The organism is Sphingobacterium sp. DR205 (assembly GCF_011064245.1).
Classification (GTDB): domain Bacteria; phylum Bacteroidota; class Bacteroidia; order Sphingobacteriales; family Sphingobacteriaceae; genus Sphingobacterium; species Sphingobacterium athyrii.
The window spans coordinates 6132989-6158002 of sequence record NZ_CP049333.1 but is presented as its reverse complement, the minus strand read 5'-3'; the positions used below and the strand labels follow the sequence as shown (position 1 = coordinate 6158002).

Here is a 25014-nt window from a genome sequence, read left to right as displayed (position 1 = left end):
AATTAAAGAAACTAGAAGATGAAAAAGAATAGAATAAATTATAAATGGATTCTTTGTATCGCTTGTGCACTAAGCACGACATTTTCCTGCAGCGATAAATTGGACTTAACATCACCGGATAAACTCACTTCAGATAACTTCTGGCGTAATGCCGAGGATGCTGAGTCTGGACTTTCTGCTGCCTATTCACAGTTGGAAGCCGCAACGGATGTATGGGAATTTGCAGAGGTAAAATTCCCGGTGGAGGCCTATCGCGAAGACGTGTGTGAAATTGGTAGTGATGCATTGAATTATCAAACCTGGGTGGAACTCTATAATTTTAGCTATACCAATGGTAATAGCCAGTTTACGGCATATTGGAGTAAAGCCTATCGTGGAATTTCATACGCAAATCAAGTGATTGAGAAGACCGCGCCGATTGAAATGGACGCAAATAAGAAAAATCAGATTATTGCTGAAGCAAAGTTCTTGCGCGCCTATTATCATTTAAAACTCTTGCTCAACTGGGAGAAGATTGTCGTCCGCGATCAATATATCACCAGTGAAGGAAAGATTAACAAGGCTTTGTCTACACGTGATGAGGCGTGGGCTTTTATTATCGGGGACCTGGAGGCTGCGGTCGGCAATTTGCCTGTGAAACAGGAGGCAGCCAATGTTGGTCGAGCTACCCGAGGGGCGGCGAATGCTTACCTTGGCTACAGTTATTTAACGTCGGCCTATGAAAATACAGCCAAGAAAGAGGAATTGCTCGGAAAAGCAGAACAGGCCTTTAAAGCCGTATCAGGATATAACCTGGAAAAAGATTTTCTCTCTATGTTTGACGGCACCAATAAAAATAGCTCAGAATCTATTTTTGAACTTCAATTTACTGATAATACCGCTAACGGTGCGAGTTACCGGACAGCACTGCATAAGTGGATCGCTGTAGGAGAGCTGGGCGGTTGGGATGAAATCTTACCGAGCAAGATGCTCTTAAACGAATTTAAAAAGGAGGGTAAGATCGCTACAACAGGACGTTATGACTCACGTATGTACCAGACGGTGTTCTGTAATGATCCTTACTTTAATGACTTAAAGAATGGGGGAGTTTATGGCTTTACCTACGATGAAATATTTGGGGCTAGATCTGACCGGGCAAGTTTCAGAAAGTATTTGCCACGAACAGCAGCGGATTTAGATAAGTCCCGCACAGCAGTCAATCTTCCATTGATGCGCTATGCTGATGTTTTATTATTATTGGCTGAAACCTTAAATGAACGTAATCGTCCTGCAGATGCCATCCCTTTGATCAATCAGGTACGCCAGCGGGCAGATATGCCAGCACTCCCTTTGAATTTGCCTGTTACCGAAGTTAAAAAACGCATTGAACATGAGCGTATCGTGGAGTTTGCCTTGGAAAATACCCGATTCTACGATATGAGAAGATGGGGGAAAGCGAAAGAAGCATTGCAAGCTATCGGGCGGAATAGTTTCGATCCGGCTAAGCACAACTTTTATCCTGTCCCATTATTGGAGATCAAGTCAAATGATAAAATTAATTAAGGAGCATGTTTACCGTTTTTTTTATCATGCTTTTAGGTGTAGGAATAGGGATAGGACTTCGGTCCTTTCCTATTCTTAAACATACAGGTATTCTTGTCCGATTGGTCATATTTGCCTTACTGTTTCTTTTGGGACTAGAGGTCGGACAAAACCCAAAAATAGTAGACAATCTTGATACATTGGGGTTGCAGGCTATACTGATCACATTGGCCGGGGTCGCTGGGAGCGTTCTTTGTTCATGGTTAATTTATCGTTTATTCTTTAGCAAACATGAAAGGTAGTTTGATCATTCTCGCATTTTTTATCATGGGTGTTTTTGTCGGTTTCAAGGGAATTATTCCGGTCGAATTGTTGAAAGAAGAATGGAATACTTATGTCCTCTATGCATTGATGTTGTTGGTCGGGGTTACCATTGGTTATGATAGGGAACTCTTGGTATCTCTACGAAAAGTTAATTTAAGCATCGTACTCGTTCCCCTGGCAACTATCGTTGGAACATTGTTAGGTACGTTTATCATCAGTTTCTTTATCCGGGACTGGGATGCTGCTGAAAGCATGGCGGTGGGATCTGGATTCGGTTACTACTCTTTATCAAGTATTTTTATTACACAATATAAGGGTGTCACATTAGGAACCATAGCGTTGATGTCGAATTTGATGCGTGAACTATTGGCGCTATTAATGGCTCCATTAGCTCGAAAATGGTTTGGCCCATTGGCACCGATTTCTGTTGCCGGAGCCACAAGTATGGATACGGCATTACCCATTATCACACAATATTCCGGCAAACAATATGTTCTCGTTGCGATCATTCATGGTATTTTGATTGACCTCAGTGTGCCCTTTTTAGTTACTTTTTTTTGTTATTTATGAGAAATAAGATCAAAACCTTGTGGGTTACAATTAGCTTTTGTTTGATTTTGATGGGATGTAACACGGTCAAGTCTCCTAAAATGGATAGCTATGGTGGATTGTTAAGGGTCGAGCAGCAACCAGAAGGTTCCACTCGCCGAACAAATCCCTTTTATACTGACCGCGGGGCTTGGATCGGATTTGGCATTCACGAAAATAAGAACGTGACCGGTTTTTGTGGACCTTATGATCTAGATGGGCGTACCTGGTTAAGTAGTGCACTGCTGCAGATTGGAACGGCTCCGACAGGAGAAAAAAATCTACTGAGCCGTGACAGCAGCTGTTATTATCCAGATCGACTGTGGATGCGTTTGCGGGGAAAGGATATGGAAGTAGAACAAACTTTAAAACAGGTCTCGTCAACAACAGCCATATTGCATATTAAAAACAAAGCATCAAAAGTACTATGGATATATGGCAATCTCAATCAGGGGAAATGGACACTGGCAGGCAATACGCTATGGTCAAAACTTCCAAATGGAGAACTTCTTTTGCTGTCTTTTGAGGCTGGTGTGAACCTAAACTCTAATCAGGGAAAATATGAAGCTTGTTTAGAAAAAGCAGAGACAGAGATTGTCCTGACCCATTATGCCAACCCGATTACCTTAGAAAAAGCACTTGTGGCAACAAAAACTGCTGTTGAGCAAAGCAAGGCTTTGAGCATACAACATACAGCACGCTGGGCGAATTATATCAGCTCAAATACTCGTCCGGAACTCTCCATGGAGGAACATCGCATTATGGTGAAAAGTATGATGACGCTGATGAGCAATTGGCGGAGTGCAAAAAAGGAATTAAAACATGATGGTGTGGTTCCTTCACATGTAGCCGACTACTTTGTTGGATTTTGGGCCTGGGATTCATGGAAGCATGCCGTTGCATTGGCGCAGATAGATCCCGCTTTGGCGAAAGATCAGGTTCGCGCTATGTTTGACTTTCAGGATAGCGTAGGGATGATTGCCGATTGTATTTACACGGACCATCGCGAAAATAATTACCGTGATTCCAAACCGCCATTGGCTGCCTGGGCCGTTAATGCGATCTATGAAGCCGATCATGACCTATCGTTTGTACGGGAGATGTACGATAAACTGGTCTTGTACCATCAATGGTGGTTCCGTTACCGGGATCACAATAAAAATGGTATTTGTGAGTACGGAGCCACAGATGGAACATTGGAAGCTGCTAAGTGGGAATGTGGTATGGACAACGCTATTCGGTACGACAGTACCCAGATGTTATGGAATGAAAAAGGTGCCTGGAGCATGAATCAAGAGTCTGTGGAACTCAGCGCTTATCTTGAGTTGGAACGAAAATATCTGCTGCATTTTGCGGAATTGCTCGGTGTGCCATTTCGGGGGAAAAAAGAACCCTACCTTGCCATGGACTACTTCTTCGATCAAGAGCAAGGGTATTATTTTGACCGCAAACTGGATGGAGCGCTTATCCCTTGTTTTGGTCCCGAAGGTTGGTCACCATTGTGGACTGGTTTAGCTACGGTGCCGCAAGCTGAAGCTGTAATTCGAGTGATGCAGGATACGGCTAAATTTGCCTCCTTTGTACCTTTTCCTACTGCGGCTCTAGACAACGCCAAATTCATGGATAGAGGATACTGGCGCGGGCCTATTTGGTTGGATCAAGTCTATTTTGCCGTTTCTGGTTTAAGGAAATACGGTTATCAAAAGGAAGCCGATCTGTATACCAAACAGGTCTTTGAGCGACTGGAGGGATTATCCGATAATGGGCCAATTCATGAAAACTATGAGGCACGCACGGGTAAAAGACTCAAAGCACCCCATTTTAGCTGGTCTGCTGCTCACTTATTTTTGTTATATAAGGAACTGAAAACTCCTCAGCAGAAAAAATAGTAGGTTGAAAATAGTCGAGATAACAACACTTCGGATCTGGTAAGTTGTACGATCTATGCCGAATTTGAAGCGTTGTTTATTTAATATGCATTACTGAAAACTATAGTTATGTAATAGAGATGGACTTTTGTCTTTTTGTATACTATATGTAAGATTTATCTAATTGAAGCCTAGTTTTATTGATTGCCCCTAACTTTTCTTATTTTTGTATCCATGGTCTATTTATACGCAAAAGCAGTTCATATTATCTTTGTGGTTTGTTGGATGGCTGGATTATTTTATATCGTTCGCTTATTCATTTACCATACCGAAGCTAAATCCAAATCTGCAGAAGAGTATGGGGTTTTGCATAAACAGTTTATACTGATGGAGAGTAAATTGTGGTGGATCATCACGACACCTGCCATGTATCTCACCATTGTGGCTGCCCTCGTTATGCTGTATATTAATCCGGGATTATTGACCATGGGCTGGATGCATGTTAAGCTTACTTTTGTATTAGGGTTGATCCTTTATCATTTCGCTTGCCAACGTATTATGTTTCAGTTAAAAGGGGAATCATCGACGTGGTCCTCGACCAAATTGCGCCTTTGGAATGAGCTGGCGACCGTCTTATTATTCGCAATCGTATTTACCGTTGTATTAAAGTCTGCTCTCAATTGGATATTTGGTGTCCTCGGACTTTTAATATTGTCGATCTCCTTAATGATGGCTGTGAAGCTCTACAAAAAGTTCAGAAATAAAAGTAATTCGAACAAAACGTTAAATTCTTAGTTTTCTTAATCCTTTTCTATTCTAGTTAGTCGAACGATTATAAATTGAAAAAGGAATATGTACAAGAGACTTTTGACCGTGATCATGTTGCTCGCTATTGCAACTGGAGGATTCGCCCAACGTTATAGACCTTATGGCGGAACATTAAATATTTATTCGACCGATGTTCCCTTCTTTCTTTATATCAATAATGTTTTGTACAATAATAGACCGTCGATTGACCTTCGTGTGCCAAATTTGCAAAACCCGAGATATAATTTGCGTATCGTATTTGCAAACAGACAGCAGAGAACTTTAAACGGAAGAGGTGTGCAGCTCGTCAACCGAAAAGGTCAATATATGGATGTTGTATTTTCAGTAAGCAGCCGTGGGGGGAATCGAGGGATTGTACTGGAATCTATGAATCCTGTAGGTCGATATAATGATAATTATCGTAACGAGGATAGCTACGATGATGATAACGACAATGATGGTGATTACAATGAGGATAGATACGATCGGGATCAACAACAATACGAGCGATATGGCCAGTCTGAGGATGATAGAAGTAATAATCAACAATATCAGGAAGATCCGATCGACAATACTGGTTATCAGGATAAAAATGATGCGAACCAGTTGAATGATCTGCTCAATCAAAAAGAAAATGATCAGGATCGTTTGCAGGTCGCTGCGCAGGAATTGAAAAATAGACGATTGCGCAGTTCAGAAATCATAGACCTCATGGAATTATTTATAAGAGATGACAACAAATTGGCTTTTGCTAAATATGCCTATCCAAGCTGTATGGACAAAGAGAATTACGATAAGGTAGGCGATGCATTGTCATTTAGTTCAACTCGGGAAAAATTGACAGCATTTATTAAAACTCAGCGTTAACTGCGAACTAAGGGGCTATTTGTGTCAAATTTCCAAACAACAATGGATTTTGTGTCATAAGCAGCCCCTTTTAGATGAGTATATCGTATTTATTCGGCGAAACAGATGTACTTCAATTCCATATATTCATCGAGTCCATGTTTTGATCCCTCACGACCGACGCCAGATTGTTTTACCCCACCAAATGGGGCTGCTGCATTTGATATTAATCCCGTGTTAACGCCTACCATGCCCGCCTCCAATTGTTCGGCAACACGGAAACAACGATTGATATTGGTACTGTAGAAATAGGAGGCAAGACCAAATTCAGTGTGATTGGCCATGGCGATACCATCTTCTTCTGTTTTGAAACTGAATAATGCGCAGACTGGACCGAAAGTTTCCTCATGGAATATTAGGGCCTCTTTAGGAATATTGGTCACTACAGTTGGCTGGAAGAAGAGGTCTTTGATCACATTACCTCCTGTAGCCAGTTCTGCTCCATGCTTTAGAGCATCTTGGACGTGATGCTGTACTTTTTCCAAACCTTTGGCATTGATCAAAGGTCCAACTTGAACCCCCTTGTCTAAGCCGTTGCCCACCTTTAGTTGACTTACAGCTTGAGTGAGCTTTGTGGCGAAAGCATCGTATACATCTTCCTGGACCAAAAAACGGTTTATTGAGACGCAGGTTTGTCCGGAATTACGGAACTTACCGGCGATAGCACCTTCCACGGCGGCATCAATATCTGCGTCATTAAAAACAAGAAAAGGTGCATTTCCTCCGAGTTCCATGGAGACTTTCTTAATGTTTGAGGCGGACTGTTCGATCAATGTCCTGCCGACTTCAGTAGACCCCGTAAAAGAGAGTTTTCTGACCAGATCATTGGTGGCAAGTTCCTTTCCGATACCAGCGCTGTCCTTTCCGGTAATCACGTTAAAAACACCTTTTGGCAAACCTGCTTCTTCGGCTAGTTTGACTAATGCGATTGCAGATAAAGGCGTTTGGGACGCAGGTTTGAGTACTACAGTACAACCTGCAACGAGTGCCGGAGCGACCTTTCGGGTGATCATGGCCAAAGGGAAATTCCATGGTGTAATCGCGGCAACGACACCAACTCCCTGTCGGATTGTCATCATTCGTGTGCCTTTTTTCTGAACGGGGATAGTCTCGCCATAGGCCCTCTTACCTTCTTCGGCAAACCACTCAACAAATGAATTCCCGTAATCTACTTCTACTTTCGATTCATTGAGCGGTTTTCCACTCTCTAGTGTCATAATTTCAGCAAGCAGATCTTTATTTTGTTGAATAAGATTATACCAATTGCGAACAATAGTACATCGTTCCGAAGTTGTCGTGTTTTTCCAGCTTTTCCAGGCTTTATCAGCAGCCTGTATGGCTTTTGTGCAATCTGCAACCTTTAAATCAGGTAAGGATGCGATTGTTTTTCCAGTGGCGGGGTTGACGACATCAAACGTATTTTTTGATGTGATGAATTTTCCGTTTATATAGGCTTTGTCAATTAAGAGTGGGTTTTTCATTGAATTCATTATTTTTTGTTAAGGCATCGCTTTTACATGTGCCCCTTACTTATTTATTCTTGTGGACATATCATCTTGGCCTGCCTGTTAAAGCAGCTTCTGTTGGAACAAAATTCTTATGCCTATTGTTTCGCAAACAAACGATTTTATGGGAAGCTTATCTAGACGAATTTTTTTCGTTGTTGCTCATTGGGAACCGTACAATACTTATTTGTGCCAAACCATTTGTAGCGATTTTTTGCAAAATAATCATAACCTGCGTCACGCCATTTTTTTGGCAGTATTTTTAAAAAATAGACGATTGAATAGGGAAGGCCTAATGTTTTGCAGATATTCAATATCGCCTCGCTTTTGATATAACTACCTGTAGGTGATAAATAAATGATGGAATCTATATTTTTTGGAATCGCATTTAAATTATTTTTAGCGAAGTCAGACTGTAAGGAACTAAACAGAAACCTATTATTGGTATCTATTTTCAATAGAATTTGAACAAAACGATTACAAACTAAGCAATCACCGTCAAAAAAGATGATATGTTTCCCTTGCGTATCCATTAGTATAAAGTTACGTCTATTTCCCGAAAGTACTGCCATGATAACATCACATCTTTCATAAAAAAAAGCGGTGTTTTTTCCTAGAAAAACACCGCTTTTTGAAATTCTTTTCGTTCTTTATTATAAGTTCTTCATAATGGTATGCCCCATACGATCCCTTTTTGTTTTCAGATATTCCTCATTGTAGGGGTTCGCTGTTATTTCAATTGGAACGTTTTCTACAATTTCTAAACCATAACCAACCAATCCTGCACGTTTTGTTGGGTTATTGGACATCAGACGCATTTTAGTTACCCCGAGGTTTCGCAGGATCTGTGCCCCTACACCATAGTCTCTCAAATCAGCTTTAAATCCAAGTTGTACATTGGCATCAACAGTATCCAATCCATTCTCTTGCAATTTGTAAGCATGCAATTTATTGATTAGTCCAATACCACGGCCTTCCTGATTCATATAGACAATCACTCCTTTTCCTTCTTCTTGGATCATTTCCATTGCCTTGTGAAGTTGAGGTCCACAGTCACAACGGCAAGAGCCAAAAATGTCGCCTGTCACACAAGAACTATGAACACGGACAAGAATAGGTTCATCTTCGTTCCATTCTCCTTTATAAAGGGCAAGATGTTGTTCACCAGTATCTTTTTGTGTAAAAGCTTTCATTTGAAAATCACCATATTGCGTAGGCATATTGACCGTTACTTCTTCATTGATCAATGAATCGTGTTTTAAGCGGTATTCAATAAGGTCCTCAATACTGATAATTTTTAGATCAAATTTTTTGGCAACTTCCATTAATTCTGGCAGTCTTGCCATTTCACCATCTTCTTTTAAGATTTCGACTAATACACCTGCTGGTTCAAAACCCGCCAAACGAGCAAGGTCAACAGTTGCTTCGGTATGTCCTGTACGGCGCAATACACCACCGTCTTTAGCAATCAATGGAAAGATATGTCCCGGTCTGCCCAACTCTTCGTAGTGAATATTTGGGTCGATCATTGCCTTGATGGTCTTTGAACGATCAGATGCTGAGATCCCTGTTGTACAGCCATATCCTTGTAAGTCAATAGAAACGGTGAAATTAGTCTCGTAAATGGCTGTATTTTGCCCCACCATAAGGTCAAGATGTAAAGCATCAGCTCTTTCTTTGGTAATAGGAGCACATACTAAACCCCGGCCATGGGTTGCCATAAAGTTGATAATTTCGGGAGTTGCGTTGCGGGCGGCGGTGACGAAATCACCTTCATTTTCACGATCTTCGTCATCTACGACGATAACTACTTTTCCTGCCTGTATATCAGCGATCGCTTCTTCGATCGTGTTTAATTTGAATTCCATTTATTGTTAAATTGTATTGATACAAAGTTAGTGTAGAATCTAATTTTATTTATAATAAGGCTGTCACAAATCTAATGGGACTCCTTTAATTTATTCTTTTTACCAAATTTCTCTTTGATCCATTTCCAGGCTGCTTCAGCTTTTAATTTATACTGATCTATATCAAATAGTGCTGAATCTGTGGTTGATTTATACGTTAAAAATGCCGCTAGTGGCGTCAATATGATAATGGCCATCCACATACCCACAGCTGACGATATCGCACCATCTTTGGCTGTTTTTTCGGCGACAGTAGAGATGATATGATAGATTAAAAAGAAGATGATGGCCATAACGACCGGAAGACCGAGACCGCCTTTTCTAATAATAGCGCCTAAAGGTGCTCCAATAGCAAATAAAAGAAGACAGGATACCGCTAATGTGAATTTTCTATGCCATTCGATCCGATACCGAATATCTTTGGTCTTGTAGTCCTTAAATTCGAGTGTACGGCTATTGAGATCTTCTTTTAAATAGTTTAGCTGGCTCAGGGCATTCATGGTGACCTGTGTCCGTTGTTCAGGCTGTACTAGATCAGCTATTAAATCGTTATAAGGCTTCACTTTCGCTTCTTTTACTTTAGCTTGCCCCGGTTGAACGGCATTAAAATACTTTGAATAGATATTGTACCGTGTATCCAAGGTTCTTGTAATTGCCCTGCCCATACTGTCAATTTTGATATGGTTCGAGTCAATGTACATGTCCAATTGCTTGAGATTCAGCATGGCATGGTGGCTTTTAAAAAGGCTTTCATCCGTTTTGCCCTGTTGAAAACTCCCCATGTCAAACTTCTGTTCCGTCTCCTTAAACTTGAAGCGTGTGAATTGCTGGCGTGGATCGTATGTTTTTGAGTTCTTGGTTCGCGACTCTTCATAGCGTATTCCATCCTTCAATTTGAGGATCATATAGCTGTTGTCAGGCGAATTATAAATGTATCCCTCTTTAGCCATCAAAACATTGTTGGCTGTACTACCTCCACGATGATCATAAATCATCAGATCATATAGAATCGTTCCTTCCTTATTTTTTCCTCTTGCACGAATGGAGTATCCCGGTATTGTATTGTTAAAAATACCCGGTTTGATTAGAAAATCAGCTTTTTTATTGCGGACATCTGTCAATAGGGTTCCCATTTTTAGGTTGACAACCGGTAAGATATAATCGGAAAATAGAAAGGAACTTGTGGCAAAAATTGCGACCAGTACAAATAGGGGAGTCATGGCTTTGCGTAGCGATACACCCGCAGCCTTTATCGCCACGAGCTCATAGCTTTCCCCAAGGTTACCGAAAGTCATAATGGAAGACAATAGCATGGATAAGGGCATTGCCATTTGAATTTGAACAATGCATTGGTACCCAATAAGCTCCATAATGGTGTACCACTCAAATCCTTTTCCGATCAAATCATCAATGTATTTGAATAGAAAAAGCATTAATAATACAAACATCACAATAAAAAATGTGACGATGAATGGTTTAATGAAAGCTTGAAGAATAAGTAAATGAACTTTTTTCATCCGTGACGCTAAGCAAATTGATGCCTTTACATTAAAGCATCTTCCAGCCAAGGAGCTCTTTTAGAGCCCTTGGTGAAAATATATTGCAAAGATAGGTTTTTTTATGCACCTATAACACTCTGAAGATAGACGATTGAATTTTTCCAGATTAATTTTCTATTTTCCAAGTCCTCTTCTTTAGCAAAATCTGTTATTTTAAGTGCAACATCGTTTGTCAGCTCATCCTGATCTATCTCCAGATCGAAATAGTATGGATCATCATCGAGCCACTTAAAACGCACTGATTTGTTTTCTTTGGAAGCTACGATTTTTGCGCGATGCGGTTCATCATCCCAAATGAAGGTGTAAACAGTGTCTTTGTAGTTTACATCATCTGCAAACCATTGAGCCAGTTCGTTTGGTTCTTGCAAATACGGAAATAAAATTCTAGGTGAAGAGTTGATGATATATTCTAGTTGGAATTTTATTTTATCTGCCATATAAATGTTTTTTTAAATTTTAGTTTGTTTAAATCAAAAATAAGCTATATTTGCATTCCCAAAATGGCGGGGTAGCTCAGATGGTTAGAGCGTTGGATTCATAACCCAAAGGTCGGCAGTTCGATTCTGCTCCCCGCTACAAATCTCTTTCCATTTTGCTTTCTATCGCATAAACTTATTATTTGTAATAATACATATTTATTTTGTTATTGCAAGTTTTTTTGTGAAAAGTTGAAGGCTTTTTCACAATTTTTTGAATTAAAAATCTTCACCATCTTATCCCGACTTTTTTTGCGACTGAGTCATTATTTTACTTCGTTAAGAATGAGTTTGTTGTGTGGGATATAGCTTTTTGGTCGTAATAAATCCTTAAAAAAAATAAAAAAATCTTTTGAATTGACAGGTGAAGTGGTATATTTGCATACCGAAACGGCGGGGTAGCTCAGATGGTTAGAGCGCAGGATTCATAACCCTGAGGTCGGCAGTTCGATCCTGCTCCCCGCTACTAAAAAAAGGAAAGTCTATATTCAGACTTTCCTTTTTTTTGAATAAATTTTTGGAATAATCCTGACGATCCCCTTAAGTCAAGAGGGACCGTTTCTTAGCTTTTATTCTATTACTATAATGAACTTCAGACCTATTCTTATTCTGGTGTGGCTTATCATCAGTTTTCATGCTATTGCGCAAAAGCAAGCAATAACCCATGTTGTCACGCACAATCGTAGTACTGTTATTTGTGATGCTGCTAAAGGTGCAAATCCTTATCCTGCATGGGGCGTATTTCCTCAGGCCGAATACCCTGTAAGAAAAATAACTATGCATGTCACTTTGGGAAGTCCTGATAGCTTGAACACAGCACATTGGGATTATCTGGATCATATCCTATTGAGACGTAAAGGAGGAGCGAAAGGAGAGGAGCTCAACTACGAATTGGGCCGGATGCTTACGCCTTATGGGAGCATTTACAACAAGGGGTGGAACTGGAAGTGGCAGGTAGATGTAACTGACTTTGCCCCATTTTTGCGGGATAGTGTTGAGATTGTATATGTACACTCGGGTTTTGAGGATAAAACTGTAGGTTGGGCACTTAGCATAGATTTCGAAATTCTATCGGGTCCCCCAGTTGTTACACCCCTGGGTGTAACAACTTTGTGGAACAGGGCCTATAAATACGGTGACCCCAACGAGAAGATAGAAGAGAATTTAACGCCGGTGACTTACGAATCGCCGAGGCATGCGGCTTTAAGCCGGATACGTATTCAGCATACGGGACATGGTATGGACAAACCTCGTGGTTGCAGCGAGTTTTGTACGCGATGGCGTGAACTCATGCTCGATGGAAAGGTTGTTGACCTACGGGATATGTGGAAAAAGTGTGGCGATAACCCTTTATACCCACAAGGCGGGACCTGGATCTTTGATCGGGCGTATTGGTGTCCGGGTGATCTGCAGCAACCCGATATAATTGATGTATTCACAAAGCCGGGACGGCATACTGCAGCTTTGCGCATGGAACCCTATACTGCCGCTGATAATATACAGGCGGTTGAAAATATCTCAGCTTATTTGTTTCATTATTCGAAACCCAAGCAAAAAATAGATGTAGCCGTCGAATCTATTATGGTACCAAACGACGAGCAACGTTTTTCAAGATTAAATCCAGCCAGTTCTGGCCCACGGATATCTTTTAGAAATCTCGGGGCGGATCCATTGCATTCGCTTACAATAGTGTACGGCACTAAAGGCTTTCCTTCCAAAACATTTCATTGGAGGGGAGAACTTTCTTTTAATCAAGTGGCAGATGTGTTGCTACCCGGGGAAATTCAGGAAAAAGACGGTGAAAATGTCTTTCATGTAGAACTTGTCAAACCGAACGGTAAGAAAGATGCATGGTCGGAAGACAATGAAATGAAAGCTTTTTTTACGGCCCCAGAGAAATTTCCCAATGAATTTGTTGTGAAATTTCTTACAAATAAAACACCTCAAGACAATAGTGTTTTTTTAATGAATGCCCGGCAAGATACAATTTTTCAAAAGAAAGCAGCACAGTTGACAGCCCTCACACTTTATACTGATACGATACGCATTGCTGAAGGCAACTACTCTTTTCGCCTGATAGATACGGCTGGAAATGGACTGCAGTTTTGGGCACAACCCGAAAAAGGAGATGGTTATCTTCGCGTTTTTGATCTGAAAGGAAATCTTATTCATGCATTTGAAAGTGATTGTGGAATAGGAGAAATGTTTAGCTTTAAGGCTGTTTCGGGTTTTGAAATGGATACAACAAAGGCTCGTTATGCATTTTCCCTGTATCCAAGATCTGTGGTTGATCAAACGCAATTAAGTGTGGTATCGAATAAGCTGAGCGATATGACCGTGCGGATAACAGTTGACGGTGTGCAGTGGCAAAAGCACGAATATAAAGCTGTTAAGGATGCCGTGTTCAACTACGATCTTAATCATCTTCCTAAAGGAAGGATAATTGTCGAAGCTTTTATGGATGGTATCAGCCGGTTTAAGGGGCGGATCAATAAAAAGTAATGGTGAAAAATACACAGGTTCTGTCTATTGGAGCCTGTGTATTCATGTAATTGCTTAATTGTCATCAAAGGCGAGGCTTTTCCAATCGTCTTTTTGGAGATATTTGAGCATAATAAAAAATAATAACCAGCCAAGCGCCGCTAAACCCCATACCAAAAGTTCATATTGAAAAATCACTTTATGGAGATAACCTAAAAGTCCCAACAAGCCTAAAATCAATAAATTGACCAGCGCTTTGGAACTGGACTGACTCGCTTTGGAAAAAGGATAATTTTTGACCAGAAAGAGCATGATTAGAATACTTTCTATCCCACCGACAGCTGAGGATAGCAATAAATCATTAATCGAACCGATGCCGAATAATGGAACACAAATACAGAGAAATAAGAGATTAAATGGCAGTACATATTTAATGAGGCAGGCTTTAAGTACCCCTGTCATAAATTGACCCGGACAGTTCATTGGAGCAACATAGTAAATCCAGGCTGCTTTATATTTATTGCTCTGCGTGATCAGCTGAAATACTGTTAAAATGGTTAGCAGCGATAGATAAAACATAATGATATATAAGCCCGATTCTCTTAGCTTGGTCAGCTTCTCTACAAATGGCAGCCCCTCACCGGTCCGTAAAAACAGGAATATAAAATAGATGGGCAGATAAGCTAAGGATGGATAGAGCTGCTGTTTAAATTCTCTTGTTTTTGCACTTATAAGCCATACAATACTAAATCCAGCCTCTTCGAGCGGAGATGAGCATACGCCGGCTCCCAATTTTTTATAGCATGGTCGTCCTGTATTGGTGTGTGAAATTGCCTGATCGGTTTCAGATAAAGGTGTATCACCACTTGCAAGAGCGGCTATTTTGGCATTAAAACCTTTGGAAAATAATTTTGTACAAGCATAAACACCAAAGAAAGGAACAACTAAGCCCAAAAGGGAAAATATAGTGGACTGTAGACTATGGTTGCCCTGAAGCAAGGACTGAAAAGAGGCGATCCAAGTACTGGGAAATATCCATAGAAATTTAAGTTGTTCAATTGTCAGCTGTGACTCAACGATTGTTTGAATCAGATTGGGACCAAGATAATAGGCTAGAAAAATGACCAATGAAAGTCCGATCTGTATATAGGCAATAATATCCTTAAATTTTTGGATGGGGAGATATTTGATGCTGATCATATAGAACCCGTTAACGAAAACCAGGGCAATCAGTGTACTCAATAGAAGTTGTAGAATCAATAGAAAAATACTCGTAATATCCCAGTTAAATGAGACATAAACCACTACTGGTAGGCATAATGCAATAATCTGATTGAAAAGCTTAATGGCGATAAATGTTATTCGCGATAAAGCCACGGTCCTATCGCTAACAGGCTTGGGCATAATAATGTACTGGTCCCGAGTGTCTAAAAGTATAGGTGAAAAGTCTGATACCAATGTAATGCTGAGCATGCTGGTAAAACAGAGTAACATAATGGAAAGTGCTAAGTAACGATCTGGAATGAGGATGAGAATAACCATGAACATCAAGCCAATGATCATATACATAATAAATTGTATAATGGAGGTGGACGATGAGGATTTCCCGGCATTCCGTTTCTTAAATGTAATCGGTTTTCTATTATCTAAGGTAACTTTTGTTTCTAAAATAATTTTAAACTGCGTATAGTTAACACCCAGGCTTTCCCAGACACCCTTAAACAGAAGAATAAATCGTAAGATAAATTTTTCCATATTATTGAATAGCGCTAATGATGTTAGATGCATCCAATGCACCGTTATCGGTATTGGTTAATTTTGCGAATATGTGTTCGAGTGATTCATTGGGATCCGACTTTAGTTCATTGATAGTACCATCGGCAATGATACTTCCCTGATTGATCAACAGGATTCTATCGGAAACTTTTTCAACGACGTCCATCATATGGGAACAGTAAAAAATAGTTTTACCTTCTTTGGCCAGCAGTGATATGAGTTCTTTTACAAAAATCACCGCGTTGGCATCGAGTCCGGACAGGGGCTCATCCAGGATGATAATTTGTGGATTATGGATAATGCCAGATATCAAAAGCACTTTTTGACGCATGCCTTTAGAAAAGGTATCCATTCTACTCGTAGCATTTGCGGCCAGGCCAAATGCACTTAATAATTTTAAGGAACGCTCTTGAATTGTATCGTCTTCCATACCATATAATTTTCCGACAAAATCAAGGTATTCCATCGGAGTCAGGACTTCGTACAGCTCTGCATTTTCGGGGACGTATCCGAGCTGGGATTTTATCGAAAGAGGATCTTTTTGAATATCGATACCTTTGATTTCGACCTGACCAGTAAAATCTTCGATCAAGCCGGTCAAGATCTTGACTGTCGTGGATTTTCCTGCCCCATTGGGGCCTATATAACCGATGACCTGGCCCGGAAATATATCCAGATTGATTCCTTTTAAAATTTCTTTAGTTCCGTATGATTTTTTTAGGTCAATAATACGAATGAGCGGTAAGGTACTTTCCATGTATTTAAATCTTTCAATATAAACTTACATAAAAATACAGAGTTACACGCTTTATTTGAATGCTGAATCCCATATTTCTTTGCAAAAATGTAATATACAAAAAAAGGAGTCCTAAGACTCCTTTCAAAACTACTTTATAATCGGAAAACTACCTATCATTTTTTGGATATCCCTCTTCATCAAGATCCGCTCTCAAATCTTCTTCGTTCTCGGCCAATTTTTTATCCAACGGGGATAAACGGTCATGTTTGAAGGTATCTATACGCATATGTGCATCCTCGAGATCCTCTTCCTCCAAATCTTCGCGATCTGCATACTCATCGCCTACAAAAGGGTTGGAATCGTCATAACTGGAATCATCGTCTATTGCCCCTTCAGATAGTGTATCATAATCTGCCGGATGATCATAATCCGGATCATTATCATCTACATCCAGTTCATAACTTTCCAGCTCTTCATTATAAGCTAAGTTTTGATCTGAATCTGGATAATCCGATTCGACCTTTCCCTTCGTTTTTTTGTGTTCTGTGCCAGCCATAATCTTATGATTTATCTACAGTAATAAAACAGGCCAGAAGATAAAAAGTTTTAAAAATTAATGTTGATAATTAGGAAAATGCATTGTTTTTTTTACCCCGAAAATGGCTTTGAAGTAACTGCCATAAAAACGTAAAATTTATCCTGATAAAGCAAACAAATTGAGAACAATAATGTTTAATTAAAAACAGTAAATCTTGGCCACTATGATTTTCAAGCGTTTAAATTATCAGACATTACAGAGTTTACGTCTACAGGGGTATAATATCCTGTTGACTATCGGGCGTTCGGAAGATGAGAACCCAATTTATTTTCCCATGAAAATGGAGTCGTTCAATTCCACGCCGGCAAATACCAATAGCGAGGCAGAGCAGACAGTTCAAGGACAGAAGATATTGGTTTTAGACGAAGCAATACAACGGTCATTGAACAATGACCTCAATGGAATCATTCAGCTTGATCATTAGCTAGATCCTTTCTTCGATCTTTTGTAAGCGCTTGGGGTTGTATTTCTTTTTTTCTTATAAAAGTTGGTGAGGTGGCTTTCGTCATTAAAGCCTAGTTCATCTACAATCTGTTTCATTGTGTATTGGCTAGACGCTAACCTGTCTTCAATAAGTTGGATACGGATATCATCAATGTATAGTTTGTAGCTTTTCTGCTGTCTTTTCTTAAAAAAAGCACCAAAGTAATTAGCTGAAATCTGAAAATGATCTGCTATATTTTTAATTTGTAGTTTGTCAGGGAAATAGATGTTCTGTTGAATATAGGCCTCTAATTCCTCAGACATTTCGCGGGACTCATTGACCGTTAGGTTCAGTTCCTTTAATATATTTTCAATGAATGCAAACAGCGACATCACTTGATGAAAGATAAATGTGGAAGTTGCCGCATCTTCAGATTCCGCCTGTTGATAAATCAGCGACAAGATTTTTTCGATTATCTTGCGGTTTTCTTTTTTTAGGGACAGGCTTTTATTTAGTAATGTTACCGAATTGAAAATATGCTGTGGATTGTGGGACAGACAAAAATTTTGCTGTATATGATGCAGATCTTTGAAGTAGTGACTTGAAAAATATAAAATAAATACACTTGAATCTTTCTTACTTTCAAGTATTTCTGAACCAGTGTTCAGAAAAAGTAAATTTTCTTTAAGAAATTTAGCTCCGGTATTTTTCGATACCAAGAGACCTTCCGAGATATAAACTAAGGCAAAATCAAAGCCTAATTCGTGCAGATTTATCTTTTGTTTATGTTTGATTTTTTCGGGTAGGAAGGATAAACTCATTAGACGTATGTAACTTTTATTTTATAATTGTTGATGAATCAGAATGCCATGATAGTTCTTTAGCTGTCTAGTGTATGCCAATATATTCTGTATATCCAGCTGAATCGAAGAGCCAAATATCGTTATTTTGGCGTTATATCCGTTGATTTTTACAGAAAACAATAGATTTTTCTTGAAATAGGGAAATCACTAGGTACTTTTTGCATTTCGCGTCATTTTCTCAATGTTGTCCCATTGTTCTTCGGGAATAATATCCAGACCGTTAAACTCCCCTGCGCCTTTTAACCATTCTCCACCATCTATTGTTATCACATCGCCATTGATGTAGCTCGAATAGTCAGATACCAGATAGGCGGCGAGATTTGCCAGTTCGTCTAATTGACCTAGACGTCCGAGGGGTATCCGTTTGGTCGGCGATAAAAGCTCACCCAACTCGCCCGGAAGCAAGCGCTCCATAGCGCCGGAAGTCTGAAACGGCCCCGGGGCAATAGCGTTTAAACGTATCCCTTTTTTGCCCCATTCGACAGCGAGAGATCTTGTCATGGCTAAGACACCGGCCTTGGCTGTAGCCGAAGGAACAACGTATCCTGAACCCGTCCAGGCATAGGTGGTTACGATACTGAGCACCGTTTTGTTTTGATCCTTATTTTCGATCCAGCGTTTGCCCAGGGCCAATGTATAATTTATACTTCCCTGAAGAACGATTCCAATGACGGACTCAAAAGCACGATGACTCAGGCGTTCGGTGGGGGATATAAAGTTACCGGCAGCGTTGTTGATTAAGATGTCTATCCCGCCCAGTTGTTCATATCCGTAAGCAACTACACGTTCTACATCTTCATAATTCCGCACATCGCCGGCTATGGCTAGGCATTTGCCTTGATGTTTGTCGGACAATTCTCTTGCTGTATGTTGAATCACATCATCCTTTCGGCTGCTGATCAGGCAGGAAGCACCTAACTCCAAGAAATAATCAGTCATCGCTTTTCCTAGCCCGGTACCGCCGCCGGTAATTAAAATGCGTTTGCCTTTTAGTGAATCTTCTTTTAGCATGCCCATATCTTATTTCATTTTTATGTATGATTAAGTTACATAAATTTGAATGAAAAAAAAAGCGGTAGCTGAAAGACAGGGAAACACGAAAGACTGATAGCAATTGATAAGGAGATGGGCTTGTAAGGGGTGAGCCTCTATATATAAAAACAGGGACTATTTTGTGAATAATCCCTGTTTTTATTTTACCGATCTATTGCTAGAAAGGGAACTGGCTTATGCGCCTAATTGTACGCGTTTGAAAGCAGTTACTGTTAATCCTTTAGAAACTGAATCCAAGAATTGAGCGATATTTTTAGAAGAATCTTTTACAAATTCTTGGTTCAACAAAGTCGTGTCTTTGAAGAATTTATTCAATTTACCTTGAGCGATTTTCTCAGCCATATCTGCTGGTTTTCCTTCAGCAATGATTTGTTCTTTCGCGATAGCGATTTCACGCTCAATTGTGTTTTGATCAACACCATCTTTATCAATTGCAATAGGGTTCATTGCAGCGATTTGCATTGCAACATCTTTACCTGCTTCTTCAGCACCAGCTGCATCAGCAGAAAGACCTACTAATACACCTAAGCGGTAGTTACCGTGGATATAAGCGATTACTTTCTCAGCAGAGATTGTTTCGTATTTAGAAACGTCAATTTTCTCTCCGATTACACCAGTTTGCTCAATCAAAGCATCAGCGATTTTCTTGCCATCAAGTTCCAAACCTTTTAATTCTTCCAAAGAAGCTGGTTTGTTGTTCAATGCTAGGTCTGCGATTTTTTCTGCGAAAGCTACGAAATCTGAGTTTTTAGCTACGAAGTCAGTTTCACAGTTTACTTCAACTACGATACCTGATTTACCATCAGCAGTTGCTTTAGCGATGATAACGCCTTCGTTAGAGTCGCGATCCTGACGGCTAGCAGCTACCTTAGCACCTTTTTTGCGCAAGTAATCTACAGCAGCTTCAAAGTCACCATTAGACTCAACCAAAGCTTTTTTACAATCCATCATACCAGCGCCAGTTTGTTGACGCAATTTGTTTACATCTGATGCAGAAATTTGTACTGACATGTTTTATTTCTTTTTATTATTGTTTACTACTGAAAATATTATACAATATTAACTTAAAGCATGTTAAGCTAATATGAAGTTTAACATTCCTTGATCATCAAGTGTTGTTAAACCAAAAAACCGGACAGATAGGCTAGTTCAAGAAAAGTAATCTTTTCCAGAAACTAACGCTACGCTATCCGGTTTGGAATAAAAATATTATTCTCCGTCTTTCGCTTTGCGAGGACGTTTAGCTTCTGAAGCTTCACTATTGTCAACTTTTGCTTTAGCAGCAGCAGCATCTTTTTCAGCTTCTTCTTCTTTGTCGCGTTTGCGCTCGTCCAAACCTTCTTGGATTGCTTGACCAATAATGCTTGCGATTAAGCTAATAGATTTACTAGCGTCATCATTCGCAGGGATTGGGAAATCAATGTTTGAAGGATCAGAGTTTGTATCTACCATCGCGAAAGTAGGGATGTTCAATTTCATTGCTTCAGAAACAGCGATGTGTTCCTTTTTCACATCAATGATGAATAAAGCAGCTGGCAAACGGTTCAAATCAGCGATACCTCCTAAAAGGTTTTCTAATTTGATACGCTCACGTTGAATCATCAACTTTTCTTTCTTAGACAATACATCATAAGTACCGTCTTTTTGCATTTTGTCGATGTTAGACATTTTTTTGATAGACTTACGAACTGTAGCGAAGTTAGTAAGCATACCACCTAACCAACGCTCAGTAACGAAAGGCATATTAACCTCTTTAGCTTGCTGTGCGATGATTTCTTTTGCTTGTTTTTTCGTTGCTACGAATAAAACTTTACGACCTGATTTTACGATTTGTTTAATAGCTGAAGCAGCTTCTTCTAATTTCGTAAGAGTTTTGTTCAAGTCAATGATGTGGATACCGTTGCGCTCCATGAAAATGTACTTAGCCATTTTCGGATCCCATTTACGTGTAAGGTGACCAAAGTGCACACCTGCATCCAATAAATCTTGATAAGTAGTTCTTGCCATTTTTTGATCCTCCTTTGATTAACGTTTACTGAATTGGAATCTTCTACGAGCTTTACGACGTCCTGGTTTCTTACGCTCAACCATACGGTCATCACGTGTTACTAAACCTTTAGCGCGTAATGCGGGTTTAACTTCTGGGTTAAGCTCAACCAAAGCTTTTGCGATCGCTAGACGAACAGCTTCTGCTTGACCTTTAACACCACCTCCGTTAACGTTTACTTTTACATCAAAGTTTGCTAATTCACCCGCTACGCCTAATGATTGTGTAGCGATGTATTGCAAAGGTAATGTTGGGAAATACTCTTTGTAGTCTTTACCGTTTATAACAATGTTTCCGCTACCAGCAGTTAAGTAAATGCGGGCAACAGCAGTTTTTCTTCTTCCTGAAGTGTTAGTTGTTGACATGTCGATTCTCCTTAAAATTTAACTGGTTTTGGATTTTGTGCTTCATGCTTGTGCTCAGTACCAGCATAAACGTAAAGGTTCTTAAACAATTGACGACCTAAACGGTTTTTAGGAAGCATACCACGAACAGCTTTCTCAATGATGCGTTCAGGGAATTTAGCCATTAACTCTTTAGGAGAAACGAAACGTTGACCACCTGGATATCCAGTGTAGCGTACGTAAACTTTGTCGCCTAATTTGTTTCCTGTCAATCTAATTTTGTCTGCATTGATAACAATAACGTTATCTCCACAGTCTACGTGTGGGGTGAATGTAGGCTTGTGCTTACCACGAATTACCTTCGCGATGTTGCTCGCCAAACGCCCCAAAATCTCTCCTTCAGCGTCAACAACGATCCACTCTTTGTTAACGGTGTTCTTGTTGGCAGAGACAGTTTTGTAACTTAACGTATTCACTTGCTTTTGTTTAAATAATTTGTAAAATTTTATTTATCTTCCCCTTATCACAAGGGTCTGCAAAGGTACATCTATTATTCTATATTTTAAAATCTATTTCACTTATTTTATTGAAAACGAGCCAAGTTTCTTGCGGACTGGGCTAATCTCAATATTTTTACAACTTACGCGAATGAATATTGTTACATTAGTTAGTATATTGCAGGAAGAATTTTTAATTATTTAGTGGAAGTAGATGAGATTGACTTTTTTAAATAAACGTGTTATTTTAAGTTTTGTTGGATTTCTCTTTGGTACTGTCAGCGCTTTGCAGGGGCAATCATTGGAGAAAAAAAGTAGACCTTATGATGCACGACTCAAAAATGTACAAGAGATATTAAAGCAAGGGAAAATTGGTCCAGGCGTGGATTCATTGGATGCTATACTCGCAGATTATCCCAAAGCAGATGATATCTATTTTACAAAAGCGATCCTTTTTGCCCAAATGAGAAATCAGGACGGCGCGATTGATGCAATAAAAGCCGCGTTGGAAATTGAACCGAAACCCGAGTACCTCAGCTTCGCCGTAGATGCATTCAAAAGCAAAAATGATGCAGATAGTGCATTGATCTATTTGGATAAATTGATTGATTTAGATGATAATAATACGGCTTCATTAAAGCGTGAACGAATTATGCTACTTTTTAACGGAGGACATAAAGACGTCGCGTTGAAGTATTTTTATAAAACAAAGGAAATTGAATCTGCTTCCGATACATTGGATATGGTAGGTAGTGTGCTGTTGAACGATGCCGGTAATCACAAGGCGGTAATCGACCTTTTGAAACCCTGGGCTGACAATGGAACCAAATTGGCCCAAGTATATGGGCAATTGGCGCAGGCTTATAATCTTTCCAAAAACTCAAAACTTGCCCTAGAGTATATCAATAAAGGAATTCAAACTTCACAGGAAGATTTTCTTTATTTTGATTTAGCAGATCTGTACCGCTTTGATAAAAAGATCAAATTATCGTTCGATGCCTTAAAAAAAGGCTTTCAATCTAAAAAGATTGATTTTGGTGATAAAAATAGAATCATCATGACTTTGTTGGGGCCAAAAAGCCCCTACACAAATGCGCAGCTTTTGGAGTTGGCTAATAGCTTAGTTGAGGTCCATCCGCGAATTGCGGAAAGTCACATGGCCAAAGGACAGGTATTGTGGCTCAACGAAGATAAAACGGCGGCGCAAAGTTCCTTGGCCGTTGCCGTAACTATGAATCCTTACCAGATCGATGCTTGGCGGATGTTAATGAGCCTGGATATGGATAAGGGCGAGTTTGATCAAGCCATTGCCCATGGTGGTGAAGCCCTGCATTATGTGGCCAATAATCCGACCATACTCTATTTCACCAGCATGGCTTATCTGATGAAGAAGGATACAGAGAATAGTCGCAAGTTTATGGAGGCTGCATTAAATAATGCCCAGGATGAAACTCCTTTTTTACAAGCCAATATCTACGGTGGGCTGGGCGATATCTACAATACATTGAAGATGTATAAAGAATCGGATGCCGCTTATATGGAAGCGATTCGACTGGATAGCACAAATGTGACGGCCATGAACAATTTAGCGTACTATTTATCGTTAAGAAAAGAACGACTTGATGAAGCGACAAAGTACGCTGCTATGGCTACAGCAATGCAGCCTAATAACGGTACATTTGAGGATACTTATGCCTGGGTCTTGTTTGCCGACGGTAAATATGAGGATGCGTTAGTCTGGATTCAAAAGGCGCTAAAAAATACAAATCCGCAGACTGCAGTGTTACTGGAACATTATGGAGATATTTTGGTTAAGCTCGGTAAGACGACAGAAGCGGTAAAGCAGTGGAGTCTGGCATTGGAAAAAGGAATGGATTCTGAAGAAAGTAAACAGAAACTAAAAAAGAAGATTGAGACTAAAAGTTATGTGGAATAAAATTGTTTGGGTAGGTATTCTGGTACTTCTGCTTTCTTCCTGTAGCTCAAAAAAGAAACTGCTGAAAGGAGCGGATCTCAAATCAGAGAATGAACTGGTCATCAAAGACGATACACGGGAGGCAAAGAAAACGACTTTGCGTAATCTCTTTTTGACCAATTTAAATTACTCGACCTTTTCAGGAAAAGCAAAAATGCGGCTTGACCTTGGTAAGGATAACTTCGATGTCACCTCTAATATCCGGATTGAAAAAGATAAGAAAATCTGGATTTCGATATCGGCAACCCTCGGGATCGAAGTCGCTCGTGTGTTAATAACACCAGATAGTGTGCAGATCCTGAATAAGTTTCAGAGCGAATATATGGTCAAACCATTTGATTACCTATACCGTTTTGCCAGTCCGGATCTTACTTTTGCTAATCTACAGGATTTATTATTGGCTAATCTGTCTGTTAACCTCTTGTCGGATATTGATGCAGTGAACTTTCAGCAGGATCCGAATTCTGTACAATTGGACGGAAAATTGAATGAGCTTGATTTTCTATATCAATTGAACAATAACAATCGGCCTTACCAGTTCCGGTTGTCACAGTTGTCGAAGAAACAGTTGCTCGAAGCAAACTATGGTGAATATGCAATGGCTTCCGGACAGGAATTTCCGATGCTGTTAAAAGTGATTATCTCCGATGGACGTCAGGAGATAAAAACAGAAATTAATTTTAACAAAGTTACGTTTAATGAACCTGTTGAAATGCCTTTTTCAGTGTCATCGCGATATAAAGTAATCCGATAAGA

Annotated in this window: 24 protein-coding genes and 2 tRNA genes; 12 read left to right on the top strand and 14 right to left on the bottom strand. The window is 39.8% G+C overall.

Annotated features, from left to right (window positions below; translation table 11 throughout):
- Positions 1-18 precede the first annotated feature (18 nt).
- From G6053_RS26260 to G6053_RS26235, 6 genes are all read left to right on the top strand, one after another.
- Positions 19-1542 carry a RagB/SusD family nutrient uptake outer membrane protein gene (locus G6053_RS26260; protein WP_165309082.1) on the top strand — a complete coding sequence of 508 codons (1524 nt, stop codon included), beginning with the start codon at positions 19-21 and terminating at the stop codon, positions 1540-1542.
- A 5-nt stretch (positions 1543-1547) separates the two neighbouring features.
- Positions 1548-1823: a LysO family transporter gene (locus G6053_RS26255; protein ID WP_165309081.1), complete on the top strand. Its 276-nt coding sequence runs from the start codon at positions 1548-1550 to the stop codon at positions 1821-1823.
- Positions 1813-2415 (top strand): lysine exporter LysO family protein, encoded by a 603-nt coding sequence (locus G6053_RS26250; RefSeq protein ID WP_165309080.1) that lies wholly within the window; start codon positions 1813-1815, stop codon positions 2413-2415. Before G6053_RS26255 ends, G6053_RS26250 begins: the two co-directional genes overlap by 11 nt.
- A 50-nt stretch (positions 2416-2465) precedes the next feature.
- Positions 2466-4322 (top strand): trehalase family glycosidase, encoded by a 1857-nt coding sequence (locus tag G6053_RS26245; RefSeq protein ID WP_165309079.1) that lies wholly within the window; start codon positions 2466-2468, stop codon positions 4320-4322.
- A gap of 213 nt (positions 4323-4535) precedes the next feature.
- Positions 4536-5096 carry a CopD family protein gene (locus G6053_RS26240; protein ID WP_108636720.1) on the top strand — a complete coding sequence of 187 codons (561 nt, stop codon included), beginning with the start codon at positions 4536-4538 and terminating at the stop codon, positions 5094-5096.
- Between the two features lie 57 nt (positions 5097-5153).
- Positions 5154-5975: a DUF4476 domain-containing protein gene (locus G6053_RS26235; protein ID WP_165309078.1), complete on the top strand. Its 822-nt coding sequence runs from the start codon at positions 5154-5156 to the stop codon at positions 5973-5975.
- 89 nt (positions 5976-6064) lie between these two features.
- Here G6053_RS26235 and G6053_RS26230 read toward each other — a convergent pair whose 3' ends face one another.
- The 5 genes from G6053_RS26230 to G6053_RS26210 form a co-directional block, all read right to left on the bottom strand.
- Positions 6065-7495, bottom strand: coding sequence for an NAD-dependent succinate-semialdehyde dehydrogenase (locus G6053_RS26230; protein WP_165309077.1), 1431 nt, complete (start codon positions 7493-7495; stop codon positions 6065-6067).
- Positions 7496-7656: 161 nt separating this feature from the next.
- Positions 7657-8091, bottom strand: coding sequence for a DUF393 domain-containing protein (locus tag G6053_RS26225; protein WP_165309076.1), 435 nt, complete (start codon positions 8089-8091; stop codon positions 7657-7659).
- An 81-nt stretch (positions 8092-8172) separates the two neighbouring features.
- The gene (locus G6053_RS26220; protein WP_108636724.1) at positions 8173-9387 is read right to left on the bottom strand and encodes a bifunctional 3,4-dihydroxy-2-butanone-4-phosphate synthase/GTP cyclohydrolase II; all 1215 of its coding nucleotides are present in this window, start codon (positions 9385-9387) and stop codon (positions 8173-8175) included.
- Between the two features lie 71 nt (positions 9388-9458).
- Positions 9459-10943 (bottom strand): LptF/LptG family permease, encoded by a 1485-nt coding sequence (locus G6053_RS26215; RefSeq protein ID WP_108636725.1) that lies wholly within the window; start codon positions 10941-10943, stop codon positions 9459-9461.
- 101 nt (positions 10944-11044) lie between these two features.
- The gene (locus tag G6053_RS26210) at positions 11045-11422 is read right to left on the bottom strand and encodes an START-like domain-containing protein (RefSeq protein ID WP_028070596.1); all 378 of its coding nucleotides are present in this window, start codon (positions 11420-11422) and stop codon (positions 11045-11047) included.
- Positions 11423-11487: 65 nt separating this feature from the next.
- On the opposite strand from G6053_RS26210, the gene G6053_RS26205 reads away from it, so the two are divergent.
- The 3 genes from G6053_RS26205 (at position 11488) to G6053_RS26195 (ending at position 13963) form a co-directional block, all read left to right on the top strand.
- Positions 11488-11561: transfer RNA gene (locus tag G6053_RS26205), tRNA-Met, on the top strand.
- Positions 11562-11853: 292 nt separating this feature from the next.
- Positions 11854-11927 (top strand) — tRNA-Met (locus G6053_RS26200).
- Positions 11928-12046: 119 nt separating this feature from the next.
- Positions 12047-13963, top strand: a complete 1917-nt coding sequence (locus G6053_RS26195; protein ID WP_165309075.1) for a peptide-N-glycosidase F-related protein — start codon at positions 12047-12049, stop codon at positions 13961-13963.
- A 54-nt stretch (positions 13964-14017) separates the two neighbouring features.
- On the opposite strand, the gene G6053_RS26190 is transcribed toward G6053_RS26195, so the two are convergent.
- The 3 genes from G6053_RS26190 to G6053_RS26180 form a co-directional block, all read right to left on the bottom strand.
- Entirely contained in the window at positions 14018-15697 is a 1680-nt protein-coding gene (locus tag G6053_RS26190; RefSeq protein ID WP_165309074.1) for a hypothetical protein, read from the bottom strand.
- Between the two features lies 1 nt (position 15698).
- Positions 15699-16475 (bottom strand): ABC transporter ATP-binding protein, encoded by a 777-nt coding sequence (locus tag G6053_RS26185; RefSeq protein WP_108636728.1) that lies wholly within the window; start codon positions 16473-16475, stop codon positions 15699-15701.
- A 148-nt stretch (positions 16476-16623) separates the two neighbouring features.
- Positions 16624-17013 (bottom strand): hypothetical protein, encoded by a 390-nt coding sequence (locus tag G6053_RS26180; RefSeq protein ID WP_108636729.1) that lies wholly within the window; start codon positions 17011-17013, stop codon positions 16624-16626.
- 205 nt (positions 17014-17218) lie between these two features.
- On the opposite strand from G6053_RS26180, the gene G6053_RS26175 reads away from it, so the two are divergent.
- Positions 17219-17479, top strand: a complete 261-nt coding sequence (locus G6053_RS26175) for a hypothetical protein (protein WP_108636730.1) — start codon at positions 17219-17221, stop codon at positions 17477-17479.
- Here the strand turns inward: G6053_RS26175 and G6053_RS26170 are convergent.
- The 6 genes from G6053_RS26170 to rplM all read right to left on the bottom strand — a co-directional run bounded on the left by G6053_RS26170 (position 17476) and on the right by rplM (position 22262).
- A complete protein-coding gene (locus tag G6053_RS26170; protein ID WP_108636731.1) occupies positions 17476-18300 on the bottom strand; it encodes an AraC family transcriptional regulator in 825 nt (274 codons plus the stop codon). The two genes, G6053_RS26175 and G6053_RS26170, sit on opposite strands and share 4 nt — an antisense overlap.
- A 189-nt stretch (positions 18301-18489) precedes the next feature.
- Positions 18490-19359: an SDR family oxidoreductase gene (locus G6053_RS26165; RefSeq protein WP_241254844.1), complete on the bottom strand. Its 870-nt coding sequence runs from the start codon at positions 19357-19359 to the stop codon at positions 18490-18492.
- Positions 19360-19569: 210 nt separating this feature from the next.
- Complete coding sequence (gene tsf, locus G6053_RS26160) at positions 19570-20406, bottom strand: translation elongation factor Ts (RefSeq protein WP_108636732.1); 837 nt, start codon at positions 20404-20406, stop codon at positions 19570-19572.
- A gap of 198 nt (positions 20407-20604) precedes the next feature.
- The gene (gene rpsB / locus G6053_RS26155) at positions 20605-21402 is read right to left on the bottom strand and encodes a 30S ribosomal protein S2 (protein WP_104385702.1); all 798 of its coding nucleotides are present in this window, start codon (positions 21400-21402) and stop codon (positions 20605-20607) included.
- Between the two features lie 18 nt (positions 21403-21420).
- Entirely contained in the window at positions 21421-21807 is a 387-nt protein-coding gene (gene rpsI / locus G6053_RS26150; RefSeq protein WP_108636733.1) for a 30S ribosomal protein S9, read from the bottom strand.
- Positions 21808-21818: 11 nt separating this feature from the next.
- On the bottom strand, positions 21819-22262 hold the full coding sequence (rplM, locus tag G6053_RS26145; protein ID WP_077437655.1) for a 50S ribosomal protein L13: 444 nt from the start codon (positions 22260-22262) through the stop codon (positions 21819-21821).
- 235 nt (positions 22263-22497) lie between these two features.
- Here rplM and G6053_RS26140 point away from each other — a divergent pair, with 235 nt between their 5' ends.
- Positions 22498-24219 (top strand): hypothetical protein, encoded by a 1722-nt coding sequence (locus tag G6053_RS26140; protein WP_165309073.1) that lies wholly within the window; start codon positions 22498-22500, stop codon positions 24217-24219.
- On the top strand, positions 24209-25012 hold the full coding sequence (locus G6053_RS26135; protein WP_108636735.1) for a DUF4292 domain-containing protein: 804 nt from the start codon (positions 24209-24211) through the stop codon (positions 25010-25012). Before G6053_RS26140 ends, G6053_RS26135 begins: the two co-directional genes overlap by 11 nt.
- The last annotated feature ends 2 nt before the right edge of the window (positions 25013-25014 follow it).

What these genes read in the sequence shown, in the direction of transcription:
- G6053_RS26260 (WP_165309082.1), top strand. Translation starts at nt 19, where the DNA reads ATGAAAAAGAATAGAATAAATTATAAATGGATTCTTTGTATCGCTTGT.
- G6053_RS26255 (WP_165309081.1), top strand. Translation starts at nt 1,548, where the DNA reads ATGTTTACCGTTTTTTTTATCATGCTTTTAGGTGTAGGAATAGGGATA.
- G6053_RS26250 (WP_165309080.1), top strand. Translation starts at nt 1,813, where the DNA reads ATGAAAGGTAGTTTGATCATTCTCGCATTTTTTATCATGGGTGTTTTT.
- G6053_RS26245 (WP_165309079.1), top strand. Translation starts at nt 2,466, where the DNA reads ATGGGATGTAACACGGTCAAGTCTCCTAAAATGGATAGCTATGGTGGA.
- G6053_RS26240 (WP_108636720.1), top strand. Translation starts at nt 4,536, where the DNA reads ATGGTCTATTTATACGCAAAAGCAGTTCATATTATCTTTGTGGTTTGT.
- G6053_RS26235 (WP_165309078.1), top strand. Translation starts at nt 5,154, where the DNA reads ATGTACAAGAGACTTTTGACCGTGATCATGTTGCTCGCTATTGCAACT.
- G6053_RS26230 (WP_165309077.1), bottom strand. Translation starts at nt 7,495, where the DNA reads ATGAAAAACCCACTCTTAATTGACAAAGCCTATATAAACGGAAAATTC.
- G6053_RS26225 (WP_165309076.1), bottom strand. Translation starts at nt 8,091, where the DNA reads ATGGCAGTACTTTCGGGAAATAGACGTAACTTTATACTAATGGATACG.
- G6053_RS26220 (WP_108636724.1), bottom strand. Translation starts at nt 9,387, where the DNA reads ATGGAATTCAAATTAAACACGATCGAAGAAGCGATCGCTGATATACAG.
- G6053_RS26215 (WP_108636725.1), bottom strand. Translation starts at nt 10,943, where the DNA reads ATGAAAAAAGTTCATTTACTTATTCTTCAAGCTTTCATTAAACCATTC.
- G6053_RS26210 (WP_028070596.1), bottom strand. Translation starts at nt 11,422, where the DNA reads ATGGCAGATAAAATAAAATTCCAACTAGAATATATCATCAACTCTTCA.
- G6053_RS26195 (WP_165309075.1), top strand. Translation starts at nt 12,047, where the DNA reads ATGAACTTCAGACCTATTCTTATTCTGGTGTGGCTTATCATCAGTTTT.
- G6053_RS26190 (WP_165309074.1), bottom strand. Translation starts at nt 15,697, where the DNA reads ATGGAAAAATTTATCTTACGATTTATTCTTCTGTTTAAGGGTGTCTGG.
- G6053_RS26185 (WP_108636728.1), bottom strand. Translation starts at nt 16,475, where the DNA reads ATGGAAAGTACCTTACCGCTCATTCGTATTATTGACCTAAAAAAATCA.
- G6053_RS26180 (WP_108636729.1), bottom strand. Translation starts at nt 17,013, where the DNA reads ATGGCTGGCACAGAACACAAAAAAACGAAGGGAAAGGTCGAATCGGAT.
- G6053_RS26175 (WP_108636730.1), top strand. Translation starts at nt 17,219, where the DNA reads ATGATTTTCAAGCGTTTAAATTATCAGACATTACAGAGTTTACGTCTA.
- G6053_RS26170 (WP_108636731.1), bottom strand. Translation starts at nt 18,300, where the DNA reads ATGAGTTTATCCTTCCTACCCGAAAAAATCAAACATAAACAAAAGATA.
- G6053_RS26165 (WP_241254844.1), bottom strand. Translation starts at nt 19,359, where the DNA reads ATGGGCATGCTAAAAGAAGATTCACTAAAAGGCAAACGCATTTTAATT.
- tsf (WP_108636732.1), bottom strand. Translation starts at nt 20,406, where the DNA reads ATGTCAGTACAAATTTCTGCATCAGATGTAAACAAATTGCGTCAACAA.
- rpsB (WP_104385702.1), bottom strand. Translation starts at nt 21,402, where the DNA reads ATGGCAAGAACTACTTATCAAGATTTATTGGATGCAGGTGTGCACTTT.
- rpsI (WP_108636733.1), bottom strand. Translation starts at nt 21,807, where the DNA reads ATGTCAACAACTAACACTTCAGGAAGAAGAAAAACTGCTGTTGCCCGC.
- G6053_RS26140 (WP_165309073.1), top strand. Translation starts at nt 22,498, where the DNA reads ATGAGATTGACTTTTTTAAATAAACGTGTTATTTTAAGTTTTGTTGGA.
- G6053_RS26135 (WP_108636735.1), top strand. Translation starts at nt 24,209, where the DNA reads ATGTGGAATAAAATTGTTTGGGTAGGTATTCTGGTACTTCTGCTTTCT.